23 protein-coding genes are annotated in these 17,442 nt (G+C 68.9%); 19 read left to right on the forward strand and 4 right to left on the reverse strand.

The window, feature by feature from the left end:
• Positions 1-43 precede the first annotated feature (43 nt).
• Positions 44-1,918: a molecular chaperone DnaK gene (gene dnaK, locus FPZ41_RS00065; protein ID WP_152857827.1), complete on the forward strand. Its 1,875-nt coding sequence runs from the start codon at positions 44-46 to the stop codon at positions 1,916-1,918.
• A gap of 52 nt (positions 1,919-1,970) precedes the next feature.
• Here the strand turns inward: dnaK and FPZ41_RS00070 are convergent, their stop codons facing one another.
• Complete coding sequence (locus tag FPZ41_RS00070; protein ID WP_322619681.1) at positions 1,971-2,834, reverse strand: helix-turn-helix domain-containing protein; 864 nt, start codon at positions 2,832-2,834, stop codon at positions 1,971-1,973.
• A 548-nt stretch (positions 2,835-3,382) separates the two neighbouring features.
• Here FPZ41_RS00070 and FPZ41_RS00075 point away from each other — a divergent pair.
• From FPZ41_RS00075 to FPZ41_RS00085, 3 genes are all read left to right on the forward strand, one after another.
• The gene (locus tag FPZ41_RS00075) at positions 3,383-3,688 is read left to right on the forward strand and encodes a 4a-hydroxytetrahydrobiopterin dehydratase (RefSeq protein ID WP_152857829.1); all 306 of its coding nucleotides are present in this window, start codon (positions 3,383-3,385) and stop codon (positions 3,686-3,688) included.
• A gap of 3 nt (positions 3,689-3,691) precedes the next feature.
• Complete coding sequence (locus FPZ41_RS00080; protein WP_322619682.1) at positions 3,692-4,438, forward strand: class I SAM-dependent methyltransferase; 747 nt, start codon at positions 3,692-3,694, stop codon at positions 4,436-4,438.
• A gap of 127 nt (positions 4,439-4,565) precedes the next feature.
• On the forward strand, positions 4,566-6,431 hold the full coding sequence (locus FPZ41_RS00085) for a rhamnogalacturonan lyase (RefSeq protein ID WP_322619683.1): 1,866 nt from the start codon (positions 4,566-4,568) through the stop codon (positions 6,429-6,431).
• Between the two features lie 69 nt (positions 6,432-6,500).
• Here the strand turns inward: FPZ41_RS00085 and FPZ41_RS49760 are convergent, their stop codons facing one another.
• From FPZ41_RS49760 to FPZ41_RS00100, 3 genes are all read right to left on the reverse strand, one after another.
• Complete coding sequence (locus FPZ41_RS49760) at positions 6,501-7,880, reverse strand: tyrosine-type recombinase/integrase (RefSeq protein WP_322619684.1); 1,380 nt, start codon at positions 7,878-7,880, stop codon at positions 6,501-6,503.
• Positions 7,881-7,902: 22 nt separating this feature from the next.
• Positions 7,903-8,346, reverse strand: a complete 444-nt coding sequence (locus FPZ41_RS00095) for a hypothetical protein (protein WP_152857835.1) — start codon at positions 8,344-8,346, stop codon at positions 7,903-7,905.
• A gap of 159 nt (positions 8,347-8,505) precedes the next feature.
• Positions 8,506-8,934 (reverse strand): hypothetical protein, encoded by a 429-nt coding sequence (locus tag FPZ41_RS00100; RefSeq protein ID WP_152857837.1) that lies wholly within the window; start codon positions 8,932-8,934, stop codon positions 8,506-8,508.
• A gap of 533 nt (positions 8,935-9,467) precedes the next feature.
• Here FPZ41_RS00100 and FPZ41_RS00105 point away from each other — a divergent pair.
• From FPZ41_RS00105 to FPZ41_RS00170, 15 genes are all read left to right on the forward strand, one after another.
• Entirely contained in the window at positions 9,468-9,749 is a 282-nt protein-coding gene (locus tag FPZ41_RS00105; protein WP_152857839.1) for a helix-turn-helix transcriptional regulator, read from the forward strand.
• A 105-nt stretch (positions 9,750-9,854) separates the two neighbouring features.
• The gene (locus FPZ41_RS00110; protein ID WP_152857841.1) at positions 9,855-10,214 is read left to right on the forward strand and encodes a hypothetical protein; all 360 of its coding nucleotides are present in this window, start codon (positions 9,855-9,857) and stop codon (positions 10,212-10,214) included.
• The gene (locus FPZ41_RS00115) at positions 10,211-10,762 is read left to right on the forward strand and encodes a hypothetical protein (protein ID WP_152857843.1); all 552 of its coding nucleotides are present in this window, start codon (positions 10,211-10,213) and stop codon (positions 10,760-10,762) included. Before FPZ41_RS00110 ends, FPZ41_RS00115 begins: the two co-directional genes overlap by 4 nt.
• Positions 10,759-11,007, forward strand: a complete 249-nt coding sequence (locus FPZ41_RS00120; RefSeq protein ID WP_152857845.1) for a hypothetical protein — start codon at positions 10,759-10,761, stop codon at positions 11,005-11,007. Before FPZ41_RS00115 ends, FPZ41_RS00120 begins: the two co-directional genes overlap by 4 nt.
• Positions 11,004-11,564 carry a hypothetical protein gene (locus tag FPZ41_RS00125; RefSeq protein ID WP_152857847.1) on the forward strand — a complete coding sequence of 187 codons (561 nt, stop codon included), beginning with the start codon at positions 11,004-11,006 and terminating at the stop codon, positions 11,562-11,564. The genes FPZ41_RS00120 and FPZ41_RS00125 overlap by 4 nt, the downstream gene beginning before the upstream one ends.
• Positions 11,561-12,196: a hypothetical protein gene (locus tag FPZ41_RS00130; RefSeq protein ID WP_152857849.1), complete on the forward strand. Its 636-nt coding sequence runs from the start codon at positions 11,561-11,563 to the stop codon at positions 12,194-12,196. The genes FPZ41_RS00125 and FPZ41_RS00130 overlap by 4 nt, the downstream gene beginning before the upstream one ends.
• Positions 12,189-12,644, forward strand: a complete 456-nt coding sequence (locus FPZ41_RS00135; protein ID WP_152857851.1) for a hypothetical protein — start codon at positions 12,189-12,191, stop codon at positions 12,642-12,644. The genes FPZ41_RS00130 and FPZ41_RS00135 overlap by 8 nt, the downstream gene beginning before the upstream one ends.
• On the forward strand, positions 12,641-12,871 hold the full coding sequence (locus tag FPZ41_RS00140) for a hypothetical protein (RefSeq protein WP_152857853.1): 231 nt from the start codon (positions 12,641-12,643) through the stop codon (positions 12,869-12,871). Before FPZ41_RS00135 ends, FPZ41_RS00140 begins: the two co-directional genes overlap by 4 nt.
• A complete protein-coding gene (locus FPZ41_RS00145) occupies positions 12,868-13,203 on the forward strand; it encodes a hypothetical protein (protein WP_152857855.1) in 336 nt (111 codons plus the stop codon). Before FPZ41_RS00140 ends, FPZ41_RS00145 begins: the two co-directional genes overlap by 4 nt.
• Entirely contained in the window at positions 13,200-14,243 is a 1,044-nt protein-coding gene (locus FPZ41_RS00150) for a DUF5131 family protein (protein ID WP_322619685.1), read from the forward strand. Before FPZ41_RS00145 ends, FPZ41_RS00150 begins: the two co-directional genes overlap by 4 nt.
• Positions 14,240-14,374 (forward strand): hypothetical protein, encoded by a 135-nt coding sequence (locus FPZ41_RS49300; RefSeq protein ID WP_265584184.1) that lies wholly within the window; start codon positions 14,240-14,242, stop codon positions 14,372-14,374. The genes FPZ41_RS00150 and FPZ41_RS49300 overlap by 4 nt, the downstream gene beginning before the upstream one ends.
• Positions 14,371-14,826, forward strand: a complete 456-nt coding sequence (locus FPZ41_RS00155; protein WP_152857859.1) for a hypothetical protein — start codon at positions 14,371-14,373, stop codon at positions 14,824-14,826. Before FPZ41_RS49300 ends, FPZ41_RS00155 begins: the two co-directional genes overlap by 4 nt.
• A 108-nt stretch (positions 14,827-14,934) precedes the next feature.
• Complete coding sequence (locus FPZ41_RS00160; RefSeq protein ID WP_194235927.1) at positions 14,935-16,122, forward strand: hypothetical protein; 1,188 nt, start codon at positions 14,935-14,937, stop codon at positions 16,120-16,122.
• A 137-nt stretch (positions 16,123-16,259) separates the two neighbouring features.
• Positions 16,260-16,604 (forward strand): hypothetical protein, encoded by a 345-nt coding sequence (locus FPZ41_RS00165; RefSeq protein WP_152857863.1) that lies wholly within the window; start codon positions 16,260-16,262, stop codon positions 16,602-16,604.
• Positions 16,601-17,437 (forward strand): PD-(D/E)XK nuclease-like domain-containing protein, encoded by an 837-nt coding sequence (locus tag FPZ41_RS00170; protein WP_152857865.1) that lies wholly within the window; start codon positions 16,601-16,603, stop codon positions 17,435-17,437. The genes FPZ41_RS00165 and FPZ41_RS00170 overlap by 4 nt, the downstream gene beginning before the upstream one ends.
• Positions 17,438-17,442 lie beyond the last annotated feature (5 nt).

Here is a 17,442-nt window from a genome sequence, read left to right on the forward strand (position 1 = left end):
TTTTTTGCTGGAGTAGGAAGCGCCCTGGCGGAAGGGGACGGCGATGGCACGTGCGGTCGGAATCGATCTCGGTACGACGAACTCGGTGGTGGCCGTCCTGGAGGGCGGCGAGCCGACCGTGGTCGCCAACGCGGAGGGCGCCCGGACCACACCGTCCGTCGTCGCCTTCGCCAAGAACGGTGAGGTCCTCGTCGGAGAGGTCGCCAAGCGGCAGGCCGTGACGAACGTGGAACGCACCGCCCGCTCCGTCAAGCGTCACATGGGCGACGCGAACTGGCGTTTCCCCGCGGAGGGCGACATCGACGGCAACCGCTACCGCGCCCAGGAGCTGTCCGCGCGTGTCCTGCAGAAGCTGAAGCGGGACGCCGAGTCCTACCTCGGCGAGGACGTCACCGACGCGGTGGTCACCGTGCCCGCCTACTTCGACGACGCCCAGCGTCAGGCCACCAAGGAGGCCGGGGAGATCGCGGGGCTCAAGGTTCTGCGGATCATCAACGAGCCCACGGCCGCCGCCCTCGCCTACGGGCTCGACCGCGGTGAGGAGCAGACCGTCCTCGTCTTCGACCTCGGCGGCGGCACCTTCGACGTCTCGCTGCTGGAGATCGGCGACGGCGTCATCGAGGTCAAGGCCACCAACGGCGACACCCATCTCGGCGGCGACGACTGGGACCAGCGGATCGTGGAGTATCTCGTCAAGCGGTTCAAGGGGGCGTACGGCGTCGACCTGGGCAAGGACAAGATGGCGCTCCAGCGGCTGCGCGAGGGCGCCGAGAAGGCCAAGATCGAGCTGTCCAGCTCCACCGAGACGACCGTCAACCTCCCGTACATCACCGCCTCCGCCGAGGGCCCGCTCCACCTGGACGAGAAGCTGACGCGCGCCCAGTTCCAGGAGCTCACCGCCGACCTCCTCGACCGCTGTCGTACCCCCTTCCACCAGGCGGTCAAGGACGCGGGCGTGAAGCTCTCCGCCATCGACCACGTGATCCTCGTCGGCGGCTCCACCCGGATGCCCGCCGTCACCGACCTGGTGAGGGAACTCACCGGCAAGGACCCGCACAAGGGTGTGAACCCGGACGAGGTCGTGGCCGTCGGCGCGGCGCTCCAGGCGGGCGTCATCCGCGGTGACGTCAAGGACGTCCTCCTCCTCGACGTCACCCCGCTGTCCCTCGGTATCGAGACCAAGGGCGGCATCATGACCAAGCTCATCGAGCGCAACACGACGATTCCCACGCGGCGTTCGGAGATCTTCACGACGGCCACGGACAACCAGCCCTCGGTCGGCATCCAGGTGTACCAGGGCGAGCGCGAGATCGCCGCGTACAACAAGAAGCTGGGTGTCTTCGACCTGACCGGTCTGCCGCCCGCGCCGCGCGGGGTGCCGCAGATCGAGGTGGCGTTCGACATCGACGCCAACGGGATCATGCACGTCTCGGCGAAGGACCTCGCCACCGGGCGCGAACAGAAGATGACGGTCACGGGCGGCTCGGCCCTCCCCAAGGACGACATCGACCGCATGATGCGGGACGCCGAGCAGTACGCGGAGGAGGACCGCAGGCGCCGTGAGGCCGCTGAGACCCGCAACCAGGCCGAGCAACTCGTCTACCAGACCGAGAAGTTCCTCCGCGACAACGAGGAACGCGTGCCCGCCGCCACCAAGGCCGAGGTCGAGGCGGAGGTCACCGAGGTGAAGCGGCTGCTGGAGCGGAACGGGGAAGGCGCCGAGACCTCAGCGCTCCGCGCGGGAGTCGAGAAACTCGCGTCGGTCAGCCAGAAGATGGGGCAGGCCATGTACGAGGCGGCGTCCGCCTCCGGCGGCCCGGCCTCGGAACAGCGCCCGCCCGACGAGGAAGGCGTGGTGGACGCGGAGATCGTCGACGACGAGAAGGACGAGAAGGACACGAAGGGAGGCGCCGCCTAGGCGTCTTGCGGAGCCGGATCGTGGAGCCCGATCGTGGAGCCGGATCGTGGAGTCAGAACTTCTCGCGGTACTCGCGCAGGAGTTCCCTGGTCCGGTCCGCATGCGTCGCATGGGCGGCCATGCGGTCCAGCACCTCCAGGTGCGTGACCACCTCGCGCTCCGAGTCGAGGTACAGGGCGCCCGTCAGGTACTCGGTGTACACCATGTCCGGCAGCTCGGGTTCCACGAAGCGGAACAGAACGAAGGGTGCGTACGTCCCCGGATGCGGGCCGGCCTCGAACTCGGCCACCTGGAGCGTGACATGGTCCCGGTCCATCACGTCGAGGAGCCGGTCGAACTGCTGGCGCATCACCTCGGGCCGGACACTCACCGGGCGACGCAGCGCCGTCTCGTCCATGATCACCCACAGACGGGGCGGGTCGGCGCGGGTCAGGAGCTTCTGCCGGGCCATGCGCAGGGACACATGCCGTTCGATCGACTCCGGCCCTCTGTGTCCGACCGTCCCGGCCTCCAGGACGGCGCGCGCGTACTCCTCGGTCTGGAGCATGCCGGGCACGTAGTGCGGCTCGTACTGCCGGATCACCTGGGCCGCGCCCTCCAGGCTGACGTACAGGCTGAACCAGTCGGGCAGCACGTCGTGGTACCGCTGCCACCAGCCGGGCTGGTTGGCGTCCTCGGCGAGCGCGACGAACGCGGCGACGTCCCTCTCCGCCACGCCGTACGTGGTCAACAGCACCTGTACGTAAGGAATCTTGAGCGCGACCTCGGCCATCTCCATGCGCCGCACCGTCGCCGGGGCCACCCTGAGGACCCGCGCCGCCTCTTCCCGCTTCAGCCCGGCGGCCTCCCGCAACTCCTGCAACCGCCGCCCGAGCACCACTTGACCCACGGTGGGCGCGGCCCGCCGCTCACTCACGCCACGCCTCCCCACGCGCCGAAGTACGCAAGCAGTGTGTCATGTTTCACGCGAACACCAAGGGGGTCGAACGGGTCGGGCAGCTCGTGGGGCCCTTTGACGGTAACTCAGTTGATCTGAGATTGACGGTACTTGGCGGGTGCCCGGGTCCGCGGGGAGCAGCGTCTCGATGGCAGGCTCGCCGGCCGGGACGTCCATGGGCCGGGCGGAGGAGCCGGCCCGCAACGTGGGGTCCCCCGGCCTGACCAGGGACTCCACGCCCGGTCTGCGGCAGGCCTCACCAGTCGGATTAGCGGACCGTAGTGGTCCTGTGGCAGTGTGTCACTCGCACGCCCGGCGCCCAGGCGACGTCGGGCTCCCTCCTCGGTGCGGCCGCAAGACCTTACCGACCAGCGTCCGGAGGGGCGTGCCACGCGGGCTCGACGGCTTCCGTCGTTCAGCACCAGGGCACGAAGGCGATTGGCTCACACTCTGCGCAGTACTCAGGGTCACCAAGCCGATCAGAGACGCTGAGAGAGGGAGTCCGACGTCACGGAAGGAGCGTGCTCATGCCTCTCGAACCCCTGTCCCAGAAGGAGATCGGGGACCGGCTGGCGGAACTGCCGGGCTGGTCGCAGGACGGTGACCGGATCACCCGCTCCTACCGGCTCGGCTCGCACTTCGCTGCGACCGCGATGGTCGTGCACATCGCACAGGTCCAGGACGAGCTCGACCACCACTCCGACCTCACCCTCGGCTACAACACTGTCGCGCTCACCGTGAACACCCACAGCGTGGGCGGCGCCGTCACCGAGCGCGACTTCGAGCTCGCCCGCCGGGTGGAGGAGCTCGCCCCGGGCCACGGTGCGAGCTGAAACGTGCTGGACTACGACAAGGAGGCCGAGCGGTACGACGTGCTGCGGGGCGGCGAGCCCCGCGCCAAGGCGGCCGCGGAGGCCGTGCTGAGCATCGTGCCCGACGGCGCGCGCAGCCTCCTCGATGTCGCGTGCGGCACCGGCATCGTGACCCGGCGGTTCTCGGCGGCGCGGGCCCAACTGCGGGTGACGGGCGTCGACCTGACGTACGGGATGGCACGCCGGGCCGCGGACCGGCTGCCGGGCGCCGTCGTCCTCGCGGACAGCCGTCAACTGCCCTTCCCTGACGACGCGTTCGACGCCGTCACGAGCGTGTGGCTGCTGCACCTCGTCAACAGCCCGGACGACGTCCGGGCCATCGTCGGCGAGTGCGCGCGCGTGCTGAGCCCCGGCGGTGTGTACGTCACCACCGTCGACAAGGCCCATTCCCACAACGTGGGCAGCGACATCGACGCCGTGCTGGCCACGCGCCCGCGCACCCCGGCCCTGGACGCCGGGGCGGCCGTCGTGGAGCACGCCGCCGGGCACGGTCTGCGCCCGGCCGGACAGGCGTGCTTCCCGGGCCGTGGGCAGGGCCGCAGCCCCCGGCGTGCCCTGGCCGACCTGCGGCGCGGCTGGTTCGTCACGCTGCCGCCCGGCGACCCGCGCGCCGACCACTACGCCGCACAGCTCGCGGCCCTGCCCGACCAGGACCGCCCCCGCCCGGACCCGGAGTTCTCCCTGCGCGCCTTCAGGAAGCCGGGCGTGTGAACTTCACGCCCTGAATGGGGGGCGACCTTGGCGGCGAGTGCGGTCTCGCCCCACCCCGGCAACTTGCCCCGCACCAGCGGCAACTGAGGAAACAGACACCCGTCTGTCCTCACCGGAGGTATCCACCGTGCAGCACCCGCACAGGCACCGCAGACGCAGGGTCCCGATCATGGCGGCGGCCGTCGTCCTCGCCGCCGCCGGACTCACCACGTTCAATGCCGGCCCGGCCGAGGCCGCCGCCGCCCGGCAGGTCGAGGCGCTCGACCGGGGTGTGGCCAGTGTGCACACCGACAGCGGCAACCTGGTCAGCTGGCGCTGGCTCGGCACCGACCCCGACAACGTGTCCTTCAACGTCTACCGCGCCGGCACGAAGGTGAACTCGACCCCGATCACCGGCTCCACCAACTACTTCCACTCCGGTGCCCCCGCCCAGGCCGACTACACGGTCCGCGCGATCGTGAACGGCGCGGAGCAGGGCGACTCGGTGCACGCGGTCCAGTTCCGCACCGGCTACAAGGACGTACCGATCAGCGCGCCCGCGGGCGGCACCACCCCCGACGGCGTCGCGTACACCTACGAGGCCAACGACGCCTCCGTCGGTGACCTCGACGGGGACGGCGCCCTCGACTTCGTCCTCAAGTGGCAGCCCACCAACGCCAAGGACAACTCCCAGTCCGGCTACACCGGCAACACGATCATCGACGGCATCAAACTCGACGGCACCCGTCTGTGGCGCATCGACCTGGGCCGCAACATCCGCTCAGGCGCCCACTACACCCAGTTCCAGGTGTACGACTACGACGGTGACGGCAAGGCCGAGGTCGCCATGAAGACCGCGGACGGCTCGAAGGACGGCACCGGCGCGGTGATCGGCAGCTCCTCGGCCGACTACCGCAACTCCAGCGGCTATGTCCTCTCCGGCCCCGAGTACCTGACCATGTTCAACGGCCAGACCGGCAAGGCGATGGCGAGCGTCGACTACGTCCCGGCCCGCGGCACGGTCTCGTCCTGGGGCGACTCGTACGGCAACCGCGTGGACCGCTTCCTCGCGGGCACGGCCTACCTGGACGGCGCCCGTCCCTCTCTCATCATGGCCCGCGGGTACTACACCCGTACGGTGATCGCGGCCTGGGACTGGCGGAACGGGTCCTTCACACGTCGCTGGACCTTCGACACCAACTCCTCCACCAACAGCGGCAAGGGCTTCGACGGCCAGGGCTCGCACAGCCTGTCCGTGGGGGACGTCGACAACGACGGCAAGGACGAGATCGTGTACGGCGCCATGGCCGTCGACGACAACGGCTACGGTCTGTGGACCACGAAGACCGGACACGGCGACGCCCAGCACCTCGGCGACCTCGACCCGTCGACACCGGGCCTGGAGTACTACAAGGTCTCGGAGTCCACGTCCCAGCCCGCCGCGCTCTACATCAACCCGGCGAACGGCGCGGTCCGCTGGAAGCTCGACGCCTGCTGCGACAACGGCCGCGGCGTCGCCGGGGACGTCTACGCCGGCAACGACGGCCCCGAGATGTGGTCCGCCTCCGACAGCAGCATCCGCGACGAGGCCGGCGCCACCAAGGGCCGCGAGCCGTCCTCCGTCAACTTCCTGTCCTGGTGGGACGGCGACACGGTGCGAGAACTGCTCGACGGCACCCGGATCGACAAGTACGGCACGTCCTCCGACACCCGCCTGCTGACCGGCTCCGGCGTCTCCTCCAACAACGGCACCAAGTCCACCCCCGCCCTGTCCGGCGACATCCTCGGCGACTGGCGTGAGGAGGTCGTCTGGCGCACCAGCGACAACTCGGCGCTGCGGATCTACTCCACACCGATCGAGACGAGCACGAAGATCACGACCCTGCTGCACGACACGATGTACCGCACGGGCCTGGCCTGGCAGAACACGGCTTATAACCAGCCGCCGCACACGAGCTTCTTCATCGGCAACAAGATGCCGACGGCACCCCGGCCGACGGTCTACACGCCATGACCTGCTGAAACAGCATCGATTCCTGAGCTGAAAGAGCGGCCATCGAGGGGTCCTCGGTGGCCGCTCAACTCATGATCCATCCGAGCTGGGGAGCGTCTGGGGAGATCCACTTTGAAGCGCAGTATCAGGACTCTCAGGAGACTCCCCGGCCTCTGGCGCGACACCCGACACGAGGCGCCCGAGCGCGGCCCTGCCGCGGCTACCGGACTTCGGCATGAAGTGCACGTAGGTCCGGAGCGTGAACGCCGGGTCACTGTGGCCCAGCCACGCGGCCAGCTGTGTAATCGTCTCACCCTCAGCCAGAACGACGCTAGCAAACGTGTGGCGTAGGACGTGGAAGCCGAACTCGCGCGGCATCGTCCACGTCTCCTTGCGCCACGGGCTCCTCCCCTTCTTCGGCTCGATGTAGGTGACCTCAGGCTGCGGGATCATCCCGGCCGCAGCGAGCGCCGGCTTCCAGTGCTTCTCGTTGAAGGTGTCCTTGTTGATGGCGCCGCCGTTGACCCCGTTGCGGAACTGCGTCGTGACGAGTAGCCGCACAGTGCGCTTGGGACGGTCCTCCCACGCCAGGCTCGGCCGAGCCGGATCCACCCACGGCAGCGTTACCTCGACGGACGGGAACCGGTTGGCGTACTCCTTGATCGCCTCGGCCAGTTCGGGGGTGCACGGCGCAGCACGCTCCTTGTTTCCCTTCGGGGGCCCGAACCCGAACCGCCCGTTGACTTTGATGATCTGCCGGACGACGTGGATGTCCTCGCCGTCGACGTCATCGGGCGAGAAGCCGAGGGCCTCGCCCTGCCGCAGACCCGCACCGGCGCCCAGGCTGACCAGGATGCCGTAACGGTCGGGAAGTTCCTCCTGCACCATCGTGACGGTGTCCTGCGGCCACGCCAGCGCCTTCGACTTGGGCAGACGGGGGGCCCTGAGTTCTGGGTCGCGGAACGGATTCGCCGGAATCCTCTTCGCCTTGTGTGCCGCCTGCAGAATCGACGAGAAGTGGGCCCATGTGACGACGAGCGTTCCGACGTCGATGTCCTGCTCGGCCCGGCTCTGCCAGGCCCGCACCTCGTCGAACCCGATGCGGTTCAGTGACAGTGCGCCGGCGTGCGGGAGGATGTGGCCGAAGACCCGGGAACGCACGGACGCCTTGGTGGTCGGCGGGTACCGCACCGTGGGCCACCAGTGCTTGCGCACGTATTCGTCCAGGGTGATGGATCCGTCGCGCGGATCGTAGAACTGGCCGCGGATGGTGTCACTCTGGGCGTTGGCGAGCCAGTCCTTGGCGGCGGCCTTCTGTCCGTCGGGGAACGACCGGGAGCGGACGCCGGGGATACCGGTGACCTTGTAGCGCTTGCCCTTTCCGTGCCGCTCCGTGGGAATCTGAATGACCTTCTTGGTATCCGGGTCAACGCCCTTCTTGTACCAGCGGTCCTCGATGTATCCCGGCACGTCGCCTCCCCTGCACGGTTGATCAGGCCGCCATGGTCCCAGGGGAATCGATGGTGACGATCTCTCCGTGCCACAACTGGAACCATCGTCCGCCGGCGAGGCACTCCTCGACGGAGCGATTCAGGAAGGGGGCGATCTCGTCGATCGTTGCGGTGGGGCAGAGGTACACGGCCACATCACCCTTGTGCTCACGGAAGTCGACCGGCGGTGCCGGGTTGAAGGGCGACAGCGCGAACGTGACGGAGATGGGGTTCTCGGGGTGGTCCGGGGAGATGACCTCGCCTCCCCAGACCTGGAACCACTGGGTGTTCTTGACACAGTCGCGCAGGGTGGCGTTGAGCGAGGGGATGAACTGGCGGGCCTTGGTTCCGCAGGCGACGCGAAACTCGATGAGACCGCGTTCTTCGCGCCAGTCGGACAGTTTCCCGGGGCCGGGGTCGTCGGCCCTGTATACGACGCGCAGCATGAGGCGCCCTCCCGTTGTTGCGGTGCGCCCGTGACGGATCTGCCGAAAGCGCACGGTTGTGGAAGGGTACGACCTGTTAACAGATGGCCACAATCAGTTGTACGAAATGTCTATAAAGGGACTTCTTAGTCAACGTGTGTGCTGGCGGGGCGCGGTGCACTACTCCTCGCGCCGAGCCCGCTCGTCAGCCTCGATCATGGCCAGCCATCGCCGCTGCTCCCGCTCCGACATGCCGCCGAGGTGACCAAGAATGATGCGCACGGTGCCTCCGTAGCCGACCAGTTCGGTGGCCCGGTAGTCCAGCCACTGCTCGGCGACCGCCTCCTTGATGCGTGTCTCCGACTTGCCGAGGGCGGCGGCAATGGCGCGCATCTGGACAGGACTGGGGGCGGAAGCCGGCGGGTTCTTGACGAGCTTCTGGAAGTACTGCCAGGAGATCTTCTCGCCCGTCTCCGGGTCAACTGCGACCTTGCCGAGTTCGCGAAGGCTCTTACCGTCGTCGAGTGCGGCTTGGATGAGCTGGGAGAGCGGCCCTGTAGGGGAGGGCTGGGCTGCGTCAGACTCCGGCGCAGGGGCCGCTGCCGTCATGTCCTGGTCGTCCTCTCGGTTCACTCTTCCACCGGCTGTTTCTATCCGTGGGGGTGTGCGCTGGAAAAGTAGCAGGTCAGTCCGTACAACCATCCTCGTTTGTAGACGGATCGTCTACGCATCCATGCTATCTAGCCACAAACTTTGCCGATATGCGGCGCGAGGTGACCCATTCTGTAGACAGAGTGACACCGAAAGTGCTCTACTGGGGGCAAGCCAAGGCCACTCCGCACCACTGGAGAACCGTTGAGCCATACCCGCTACACGCTCAAAGACCCCGCGAAGTTCAGATGGGTCATGGAAAACCCCGGCCGCGGAGCCCCCTACTCGGTCCGAACCCTCGCGGAAGCGAGCGGCTGCGGCCCGGGGCTCATACAGAAACTGGCCAGCGGCAGCCAATCCACAGTGGGTGTCCTTGGCGCCCACGCCCTCGCGGAGGCCCTCGGTGTCGCCGTACTCGTCCTCTTCATGCCCCCAGTGACGCCAAATCGCGTCACCATGACTATGGGCGACGATCCTGAATAGGAGAAACCGTGCCCCGAAGTACCCCCCAGCACAAGCAGCCGGCCCCACCCGGCCACGTGTGGATCGATGAGGCCGCCCGACTGAGCGGCCGAAGCATCGAGACGCTCTACAAGGACCGCCAGAAGCAGAAGCGCACCGGTCAGTGCGACGGACCCCGGTCCGTGACCCTGAGCCGCAAGGCCGCCTGGCGCATCGCAGACATCGCGGCCTGGCTCGCCGAAGGCGACCAGGACGTTGACCCCCAGCTTCTCCACGACAGCCGCCCGGCCGAGCCCCGCCTCGCCGCCTAGTGCGGCTTGAGCCCCAACCGCCGGCGCGCATACCGGCAGCCGGGGCCCCGCGGCCGCAAAGCCGCGCGATCCACCCACACCATCCGTGAACAGAAGGGCAGATCGATGCCTCTATTCTCGCAGAACCGCCCGCCGAAGATCGTCCGGCAATCGCCTGTGAAGAGCGACACCCTCGACGTCACCGTGTCCACGATCCGCATCGCGCGAGGCAACTACAACACGGTCATCTTCGACAACCACGCCGACAAGCGGCACGCCGGGTTCTTCCTCGGCGGCTACGCCATCGACCACTCCTCGCAGCGCGCCGAGACGCGTGAGGCGGCGATGGACCAGCACCGTGAGGCGCTGTACGCGGCCCGCACCGAGGAGCCGTTCCCGCCCCGCGGCGGCCACGACGAGTCGTGCGCCTACATCTCCGGCATGACCACCCGTTGCACCTGCTCCACCGAGGGCGGTGTGCGATGACCGACCGCGCCGAGTACATCGCCGGCCTGCGCGAGATCGCGGACTGGCTGGAGCAGCACCCGGACGCCGATCTCCCGTCGACGGATCGCCTGCTGCTGCCGCTGAGTACGAACCCCGCGGTGGAGGAGTTTGCCGCCACCCTCGGCCTGACCGCCGAGATCGACGAGGAGGGTAACGCCGCCGTCGACCTGAAGTTCGGTCCGATCGCCTTCCACGCCTACGGCTACGCGGACTTTACGGAGCACGTCAAGGAGCACCACGAGCGCCAGGCCCGCAACTGGGCCGACAAGAACGGCATGGTCATCCAGCCCCGCGAGGGCGAGCCCGACGAGGCGCGCGAGCACCGCGTCGTCGCCTACCGCAACTCTTCCCAGCCGGGCGTGCTGCTGTGCCGGGAGCACGGCGACGGCTGGGCCTGGCTGACCCCGCTCACGGCCGACGACCTTCCCGACGGCGGGACCTGCACCTTCGGAGACCCGGCCGACCCCGACGACGTGTGCGGCAACGACGTGCTGATCAACGACACCAAGTCGGGAGGTGCGCGATGAGCGTCTCCCGTATCCCGACGCCGGACGCCGTCCGCTACTTCTCGTCCCGCCAGCTGCCGCGCGCGGTCCGTGAGGCGGCTTCGGCTGCTGATCGTGCCGAGCTGGAGCTGGGCCGCCCGGTGTCGCCGCTGTCGGTGGAGGACTTGGGCGATCGGGAGACCGTGCTCGCTCACTGGCATCGGGCGGACAAGGTGCTGGCCGCGACCGCACTCCGGCCCGAGCAGGCAACGGGGGTGCTGTCGTGAAGTGCGACGAGCTGAAGCCCGACGACTCCTGGCGCACCTGCGACAAGGACCTGAAGCACCCCGGCAGCCACCGTTACCTCAACGAGTCGTGGCCGCGGCTGGAGCCGAACGAGCCCGACCCGAAGGTTGAGGCGCTGCTGGAGCGGACGAAGGCCGCCCGCTCATGGGGCCTGGACGAGCGCCGCTTCCCGATCGTCGTCATCGAAACCGTCACCCGAGTCATGTGGGTGGACGCGGAGGACGAGGACGACGCGCTCGACCGCTGGGCCGACGACTACAGCGACATCGACCTGGAGGGAACTCAAGTTCTCGACGGGTGCCTAGAGTTCCGCCGCCTCGACGACTCCGAGCGCTTCGACCTGGGGCGGACTTCCCCGATCGGCCCCATGATCGCCTGCCCGGGCTGCGGCGCGCAGGCCATGCAGCGGTCCTGGTACCACAATCCGCTGCGGAAGTGCCACGGCCCCATCAAGTGGCGGGAGACCCAGGCGCCGAACCCCTGCTATCGGTGGCGCCGCGACCACGAGGCCCACGCCGGATCGGCGGTGACCGCGTGAACGCAGAGCAGTTCAACGCGCTGTACGAGGTCGGCATCCCGGTGTTCGCCTACCCCGGCTTCCGCCCGGAGGACGACCGCAACGCTCGTCGGCTCGTCACCCGTACCCGAAGCGTGGCGTCCGTGCTGGGCGGTCACACCGACGTGGTTTGGGTGGACGGGCACAGCGCCTGCATCGCTCTCAGTCACGTCGACGTGGTATCGGAGGACGAGTTCAAGGCGGCACGGGCTGCCGAGACTGCCGCAGCGGTGGCCGCCCTGGGCGCTCTGCCGATGCCTGCCGGGCCGGAGCCTAAGCGGCTCGACGACGCGCGGCTCAAGGAGATCAAGAGCCTGCTGCGGTACGAGACATCGATCTCGTTCCACAGCGCCCGCGCCAAGGAGTCGATGCTCCTGCTGCTCGCCGAGGTCGAGCAGTGGAGGGCGATCTACGGCGCCGAGGCGCTCCCCGGAGCGCTCAACCGTCTCCGCCACGCCGATGCGGAGATCGAGCGACTGAAGGCGGACAACGGCACCCTGTCGGCGGCGCTGTCCGAGGCGCTCGGGCAGGCGGCTCGGGCGGACGCCCAACTGGACCAGGCGCAGCCGGCCCCGTTCTCCGTGACCGGCGAGGCGGTGAGCGGCGATGAGTGACCGTCTCACCCCGGCCCGCGAAGCCGAGATCCGGGAGAGCATGGCCGCCCTGGACGCCAATCGCACGCTGACCCTCGGCGCCTGGACCGCGAGCCAGGTCAACGAGAAGAGCGTGCTCCCGCCCGCCTTCGCGCACGTCGTCGAGGACGTGCTGCGGACCGAGCGCGGTGCTGTGGTGCGCAGTTCGGTGGGCGTCTTCGGTGACGAGCGGCACGCCGTCTTCGTGGCGCTCGCCCGGACTGCCGTGTCAGACCTGCTCGACGAGCTGGACGCGGTCCGCAACGAGCGCGACGAGGCACTGGCTCGTGTGACGGAGCTGGAGGCGTTGACGCCAGCCCCGATCCAGACGTGCCGGGTCTGCAGCGCGGGCTACACCTACGGCCAGCCGTGCAGCACCTGCGAGTTCAACACGCTCATGGCCCGCGAGACGGGTGGTGAAGTCGCGTGAGCGCCCAGTTCTTCCAGCCCGAGCGCACCTACACCCGTCAGGTCGGCGGCCAGATCGGCGAGTTCCTCGTCGATCACATCACCCGCAACCCGAACGACGGCGGCCTGCACGCCTTCGGCTGGTACCGGCGCCTGCCCCACGCCAGCTGGCACCCCTACTCGCAGAACCAAGCCGAGTTCGGCGCCTGGACCGACAACACCACCCGCACCCTCAAGGAGGCGTCGTGAGCGCTCTGAACCTGACTGACATGACCCTCTCCTTCCGCGCGTTGGAGACGATCGCCGAGACCCACCCGCACCTGCCGGCCGCCCTGTTCCACCTGCGCGGCACCACCCTCGCCGCCGAACAGGTCATCGACGTCCAGTTCCACCACGACCCCGACGCCTTCACCGCCTGGTGCGACGTCTTCGACATCGACACCGCGCTGCTGGAGACCAGGTCGACCGGGTTCGGCCACTACACGCGGGCTGTTGTCCGCTACGCCGGCGTCACCTTCGTGCTCGTCCTCGACCACCACGACCGCGAATGGCGGACCGCACCCCTGGCGGTGGCCGCGTGAGCGAGTCATCCAAGATCGAGTGGACGGATGCGACGTGGAACGTCGTCACCGGCTGTGAGAAGGTGTCGCCCGGCTGCGACAACTGCTACGCGGAGACGTTCGCCGAGCGCTGGCGCGGCATCCCCGGCCACCACTTCGAGACCGGCTTCGACGTCACCCTCCGCCCGGAGCGGCTGACGCTGCCGCTGAAGTGGCGGAAGCCGAAGCGCGTCTTCGTAAATTCGATGTCCGACCTGTTCCACAAGGACATCCCGGTCGACTACATCGCCCGCGTCTTCGCGGCCATGTCACTGACGCCGCAGCACACGTACCAGGTGCTGACCAAGCGGCACGGCCGGATGCGCTCCCTGCTCAGCGACCCGGAGTTCGAGAAGAAGGTCGACTACGAGCTCCTGCACTTCCCGCCGTTCGCCGACCCGAAGCTGATCCGCCGGGCCTGGCCTCTGCCGAACGTCTGGCTCGGGGTGAGCGTCGAGGACCAGAAGCGCGCCGATCTCAGGATCCCTGCCCTCGTCGACACCCCGGCCGCCGTCCGGTTCCTGTCCTGCGAGCCGCTCCTCGGGCCTGTCGACCTCTCGGCGTGGATGCCCAGCGGTCACGCCGCATGGCGTTGCCAGGGGCCGGACTGCCGCCGCTTCTACTCCGGCCCGCTCGAGCAGCACTGCCCCGACTGTGCCCGCGATGGTCACTGGGGCGGCAGCCACACCGGCAACGGCCGCCCGAACGGCCAGCCGATCGGCTGGGTCATCGTCGGCGGTGAGTCCGGGCACGGAGCCCGACCGATGAGCCCCGACTGGGCGCGCAGCATCCGCGACCAGGCCCAAGCGGCGGGCGTGCCCTACCTGTTCAAGCAGTGGGGGGAGCACCAGCCCACCGGATGGATGGTCATCGGTCGTCCTTCCGACCGGCGCAACGTTCTCGTCGGCGACCCGATCGACGAGCTCGGCCACCGCTGGGAGATGCGCCGCGTCGGCAAGGGCAAGGCCGGCCGCGAGCTGGACGGCCGCACCTGGGACGAGTTCCCGGCGGCCGTGTCATGACCGCCCCGGCGGAGGTGCCCGTCCTCTGGCTGCAAGCCCTGTGCCTGACCGCCCTCCGCATCCTCCGCCTCGAAGCCGCCCTCACCGCCGCACGACACACCAACACCCGCCTGAAGGGAGAAGCCGCGTGACCCTCACCGACCTCATCCCCGGCCTGAAGGGCTCCGGCAGCCGGCGCGCCGTCGACAAGGTCGCCGAACTCCGCCGCAACGAGATCACCCTCCTCACCAACCTCCACGCGGCCGGTGACGAGGTCGCCCTGCTCCGCGAAGACCTCGCCACCGCGGGCGCCCGGCAGGCGGAGACGGAACAGGTCGTCGTGCAGCAGCAGGCCGACATCGACGACCTCACCGCCGAACGCGACCAGCTCGCCGAGGAACTCACCGCCCTCAAAAGCCGGTTCGGCGGGCAGCTCGCCGCCGAGGCCAACGCCAACGCGGTCACCGTGCCGGGCGGCTACCGCGACACCAGCGCGATCGAGGACCAGGCCACCGACCCCATCGGCATCGACGTGCGCACCCTGCGGGAAGCGGCTGAAGCCGGACTTCTCGGCCCCGTCACCGATCCCGGACACACCCACTGACCCGCCGGCCGGGCGGTGCACCCTCCCGCCCGGACCGGCGCCCAACGCACGAACCCCCGGCCGACGCAACCGACCGGGGATCCGAACCCAGCATCCCAGGAGATGACCTTGTCCGTCACCATCAACGCCCACCAGTTGAAGCTGCTCCTCGACCAGACAGCCGACCACATGGGCCACGAGGGCTTCGAGCCCCTGCACGGCATCCGTCTCGACGTCGACAGCCAGTACCTGTACGCCGTCGCCACCGACAAGTACACGCTCGCTGCCGCCCGCTACCGCCTCGCCGACAGCGAGCAGAACAACGAGCCGTGGGCGCGCCTCATCCCCGGCGACATCGTGCCCGCCCTGCGCGAGCGGATCGACTCGATGAAGGGCGCCACCTACATCACGATCAGCACCACCGACGACGCACGGCTCGTATTCGCTGACTCGCTCTCCGAGTTCAGGGTTGCCGTCAACCTCGGCCTGGAGTTCCCCGACTGGCGGGGCCTGCTCCGCACCATCGCCGCCCAGACCGTCGAGGGCGAGCCGTTCCCGGCCCTCAACACCGACTTCCTGCCGCGGTGGTCCGCCATCCGGCAAAGCCTCCGCACACGGGTCACCGCCGACAAGAAGGCCGTCCTGTTCTTCGGCCAGGACTTCATCGGCGCGCAGATGCCGTCCAACGGCGGCGGCATCGGCCCGGCCAAGGAGCAGACCTTCCAGTCCGCCCACGACTTGTGGCTGTGGACCCTCGCCGCCGGGGCCACCGATGTCGACATGGCCAGCCTGCCGCAGCCGGAGCCGTCGCGCTGGGAGGCCCCCCGCGACATCAGCGAGACCGCCGCCAACCTGCTTCGCGGTGTCCTCGACTCCACCTCCAACGCCTACCAGACCAGCTTCGACGACGACCGCGACGCCTGGTTCGCGCACATCCGCGCTGGCGTCGCGGACTGGTGCGCCTACCGGTACCTCGACGCCCTCCACCAGGTCGACCCGCGGGCCGCCCAGGAGGTCGTGAACGACACCGCCGAGCAGCTCGACTCTGGCGAACTCGGCGAGTGGGCGTGGGACATGGCCGAAGACGCGGGCTTCAACCCGCAGAAGTGGCAGGACGACCACGAGGCGCGCGTCGCCAAGCAGATGGCCGAGGAGCCCCGCAAGTGGGCGGTCCGCTTGGCCCTCGCACTGAACGACGCGAAGAACGCCGGGATCAACTTCCGTGTCGACGACAACCAGTTCGTCGCCTACGACGCCGAGGCCGAGGAATGGAAGGCCATCAAGCCGCAGCCCGCCGAGGCCGACACCGCCGCCTGACCACCTGATCCACAACCGAAGACGGCCGCGTCGAGCGACACCCCCAGCGCTCCGCGGCACCCAGGGCCCGCTCCGCACGGAGCACCCCCGCCCGAGCGGAGCGGGCCCCACCTTCTTGCACCCAGAAACGAGGACTCATGGGCACCACAAGCCCCACCATTCCCACCGAAACCGCGCGACACGTGCTGTGGACGTTCGGCCACCGAGGCGGCTACCAGCCCGGCACCTACCACCAGAAGCTCCTCGACCTTCTCGCCTACGCCCCGCCGGTCGAGGTGGCGAAGCTCGCCCAGATCTACCCGGCCGAGGCCGAGGCCGTCCGCATGGCCAAGTACGACGAGGACGGCATCGACAAGCTCAAGCGGGCGGCAGGGCTGGTCTGTATCCGGTGTGGTGACGAGGACGGGCCGTTCGCTGGGGCTCCCCGACAGCCTCTGTGCGAGGGATGCGCCCGGCCGATGCCCCTGGATGGCGTCGCATGACCGCCACCGTGGAGACGTCGGCCGACGTGCAGCCGGGCCTGTACGACATACCCGCCGAGGTCTACCACTTCGACCCGATCCCCGGCGGCAGCCTCTCCTCCACCGGCGCCCGCAAGCTCGCCAGCGAATGCCCGGCCAAGTTCAAGCACTGGAGCGAGCACCCGCAGCCGCCGAAGAAGGAGTTCGACCTCGGCACCGCCGCGCACACGCTCATCCTCGGCAACGGGCCCGAACTGGTCGTTGTCGACGCCGAGAAGTGGACCACCGACGCCGTCAAAGCCGAGGTCGCCGCGATCCGCGCCGAGGGCAAGACCCCCCTGAAGCCCTCGGAGCTGGTGCAGGTCAAGGCCATGGCTGCAGCGCTGCGGGCGGACCCGGAAGCAGCTCCGCTCCTGGAGCCCGAGTCCGGTGTCGCCGAGCAGTCCGCGTTCTGGGATGACAAGGGCGTCTGGCGGCGGGCCCGCTTCGACTGGCTTCGCCACGACGGCCAGATCGTCGACTACAAGACCACCAAGTCGGCGCACCCTCTGGACCTGCCGAAGGTGATCCACGACTGGGGTTACCACCAACAACAGGAGTGGTACCTCGACGCCGGCCTGGCCCTCGATGTGATCGACCCGGAGCGTCCGTTCCAGTTTGTGCTGCAGGAGAAGGAACCGCCCTACCTCGTGGTCGTCACCACCTGCGACCCGATGGCCCGCGGTATCGGCCGCCACCTCAACGAGGTCGCCCTCAACACCTATGCCATCTGCCGCGAGTCCGGCGAGTGGCCTGGATATCTGCCCAACCCGATGATCTCGCTCCCTCCGTGGGTCGAGCGCCAGTACGCCTAGGAGAA

The organism is Streptomyces acidicola, assembly GCF_009377235.1.
GTDB lineage: Bacteria > Actinomycetota > Actinomycetes > Streptomycetales > Streptomycetaceae > Streptomyces > Streptomyces acidicola.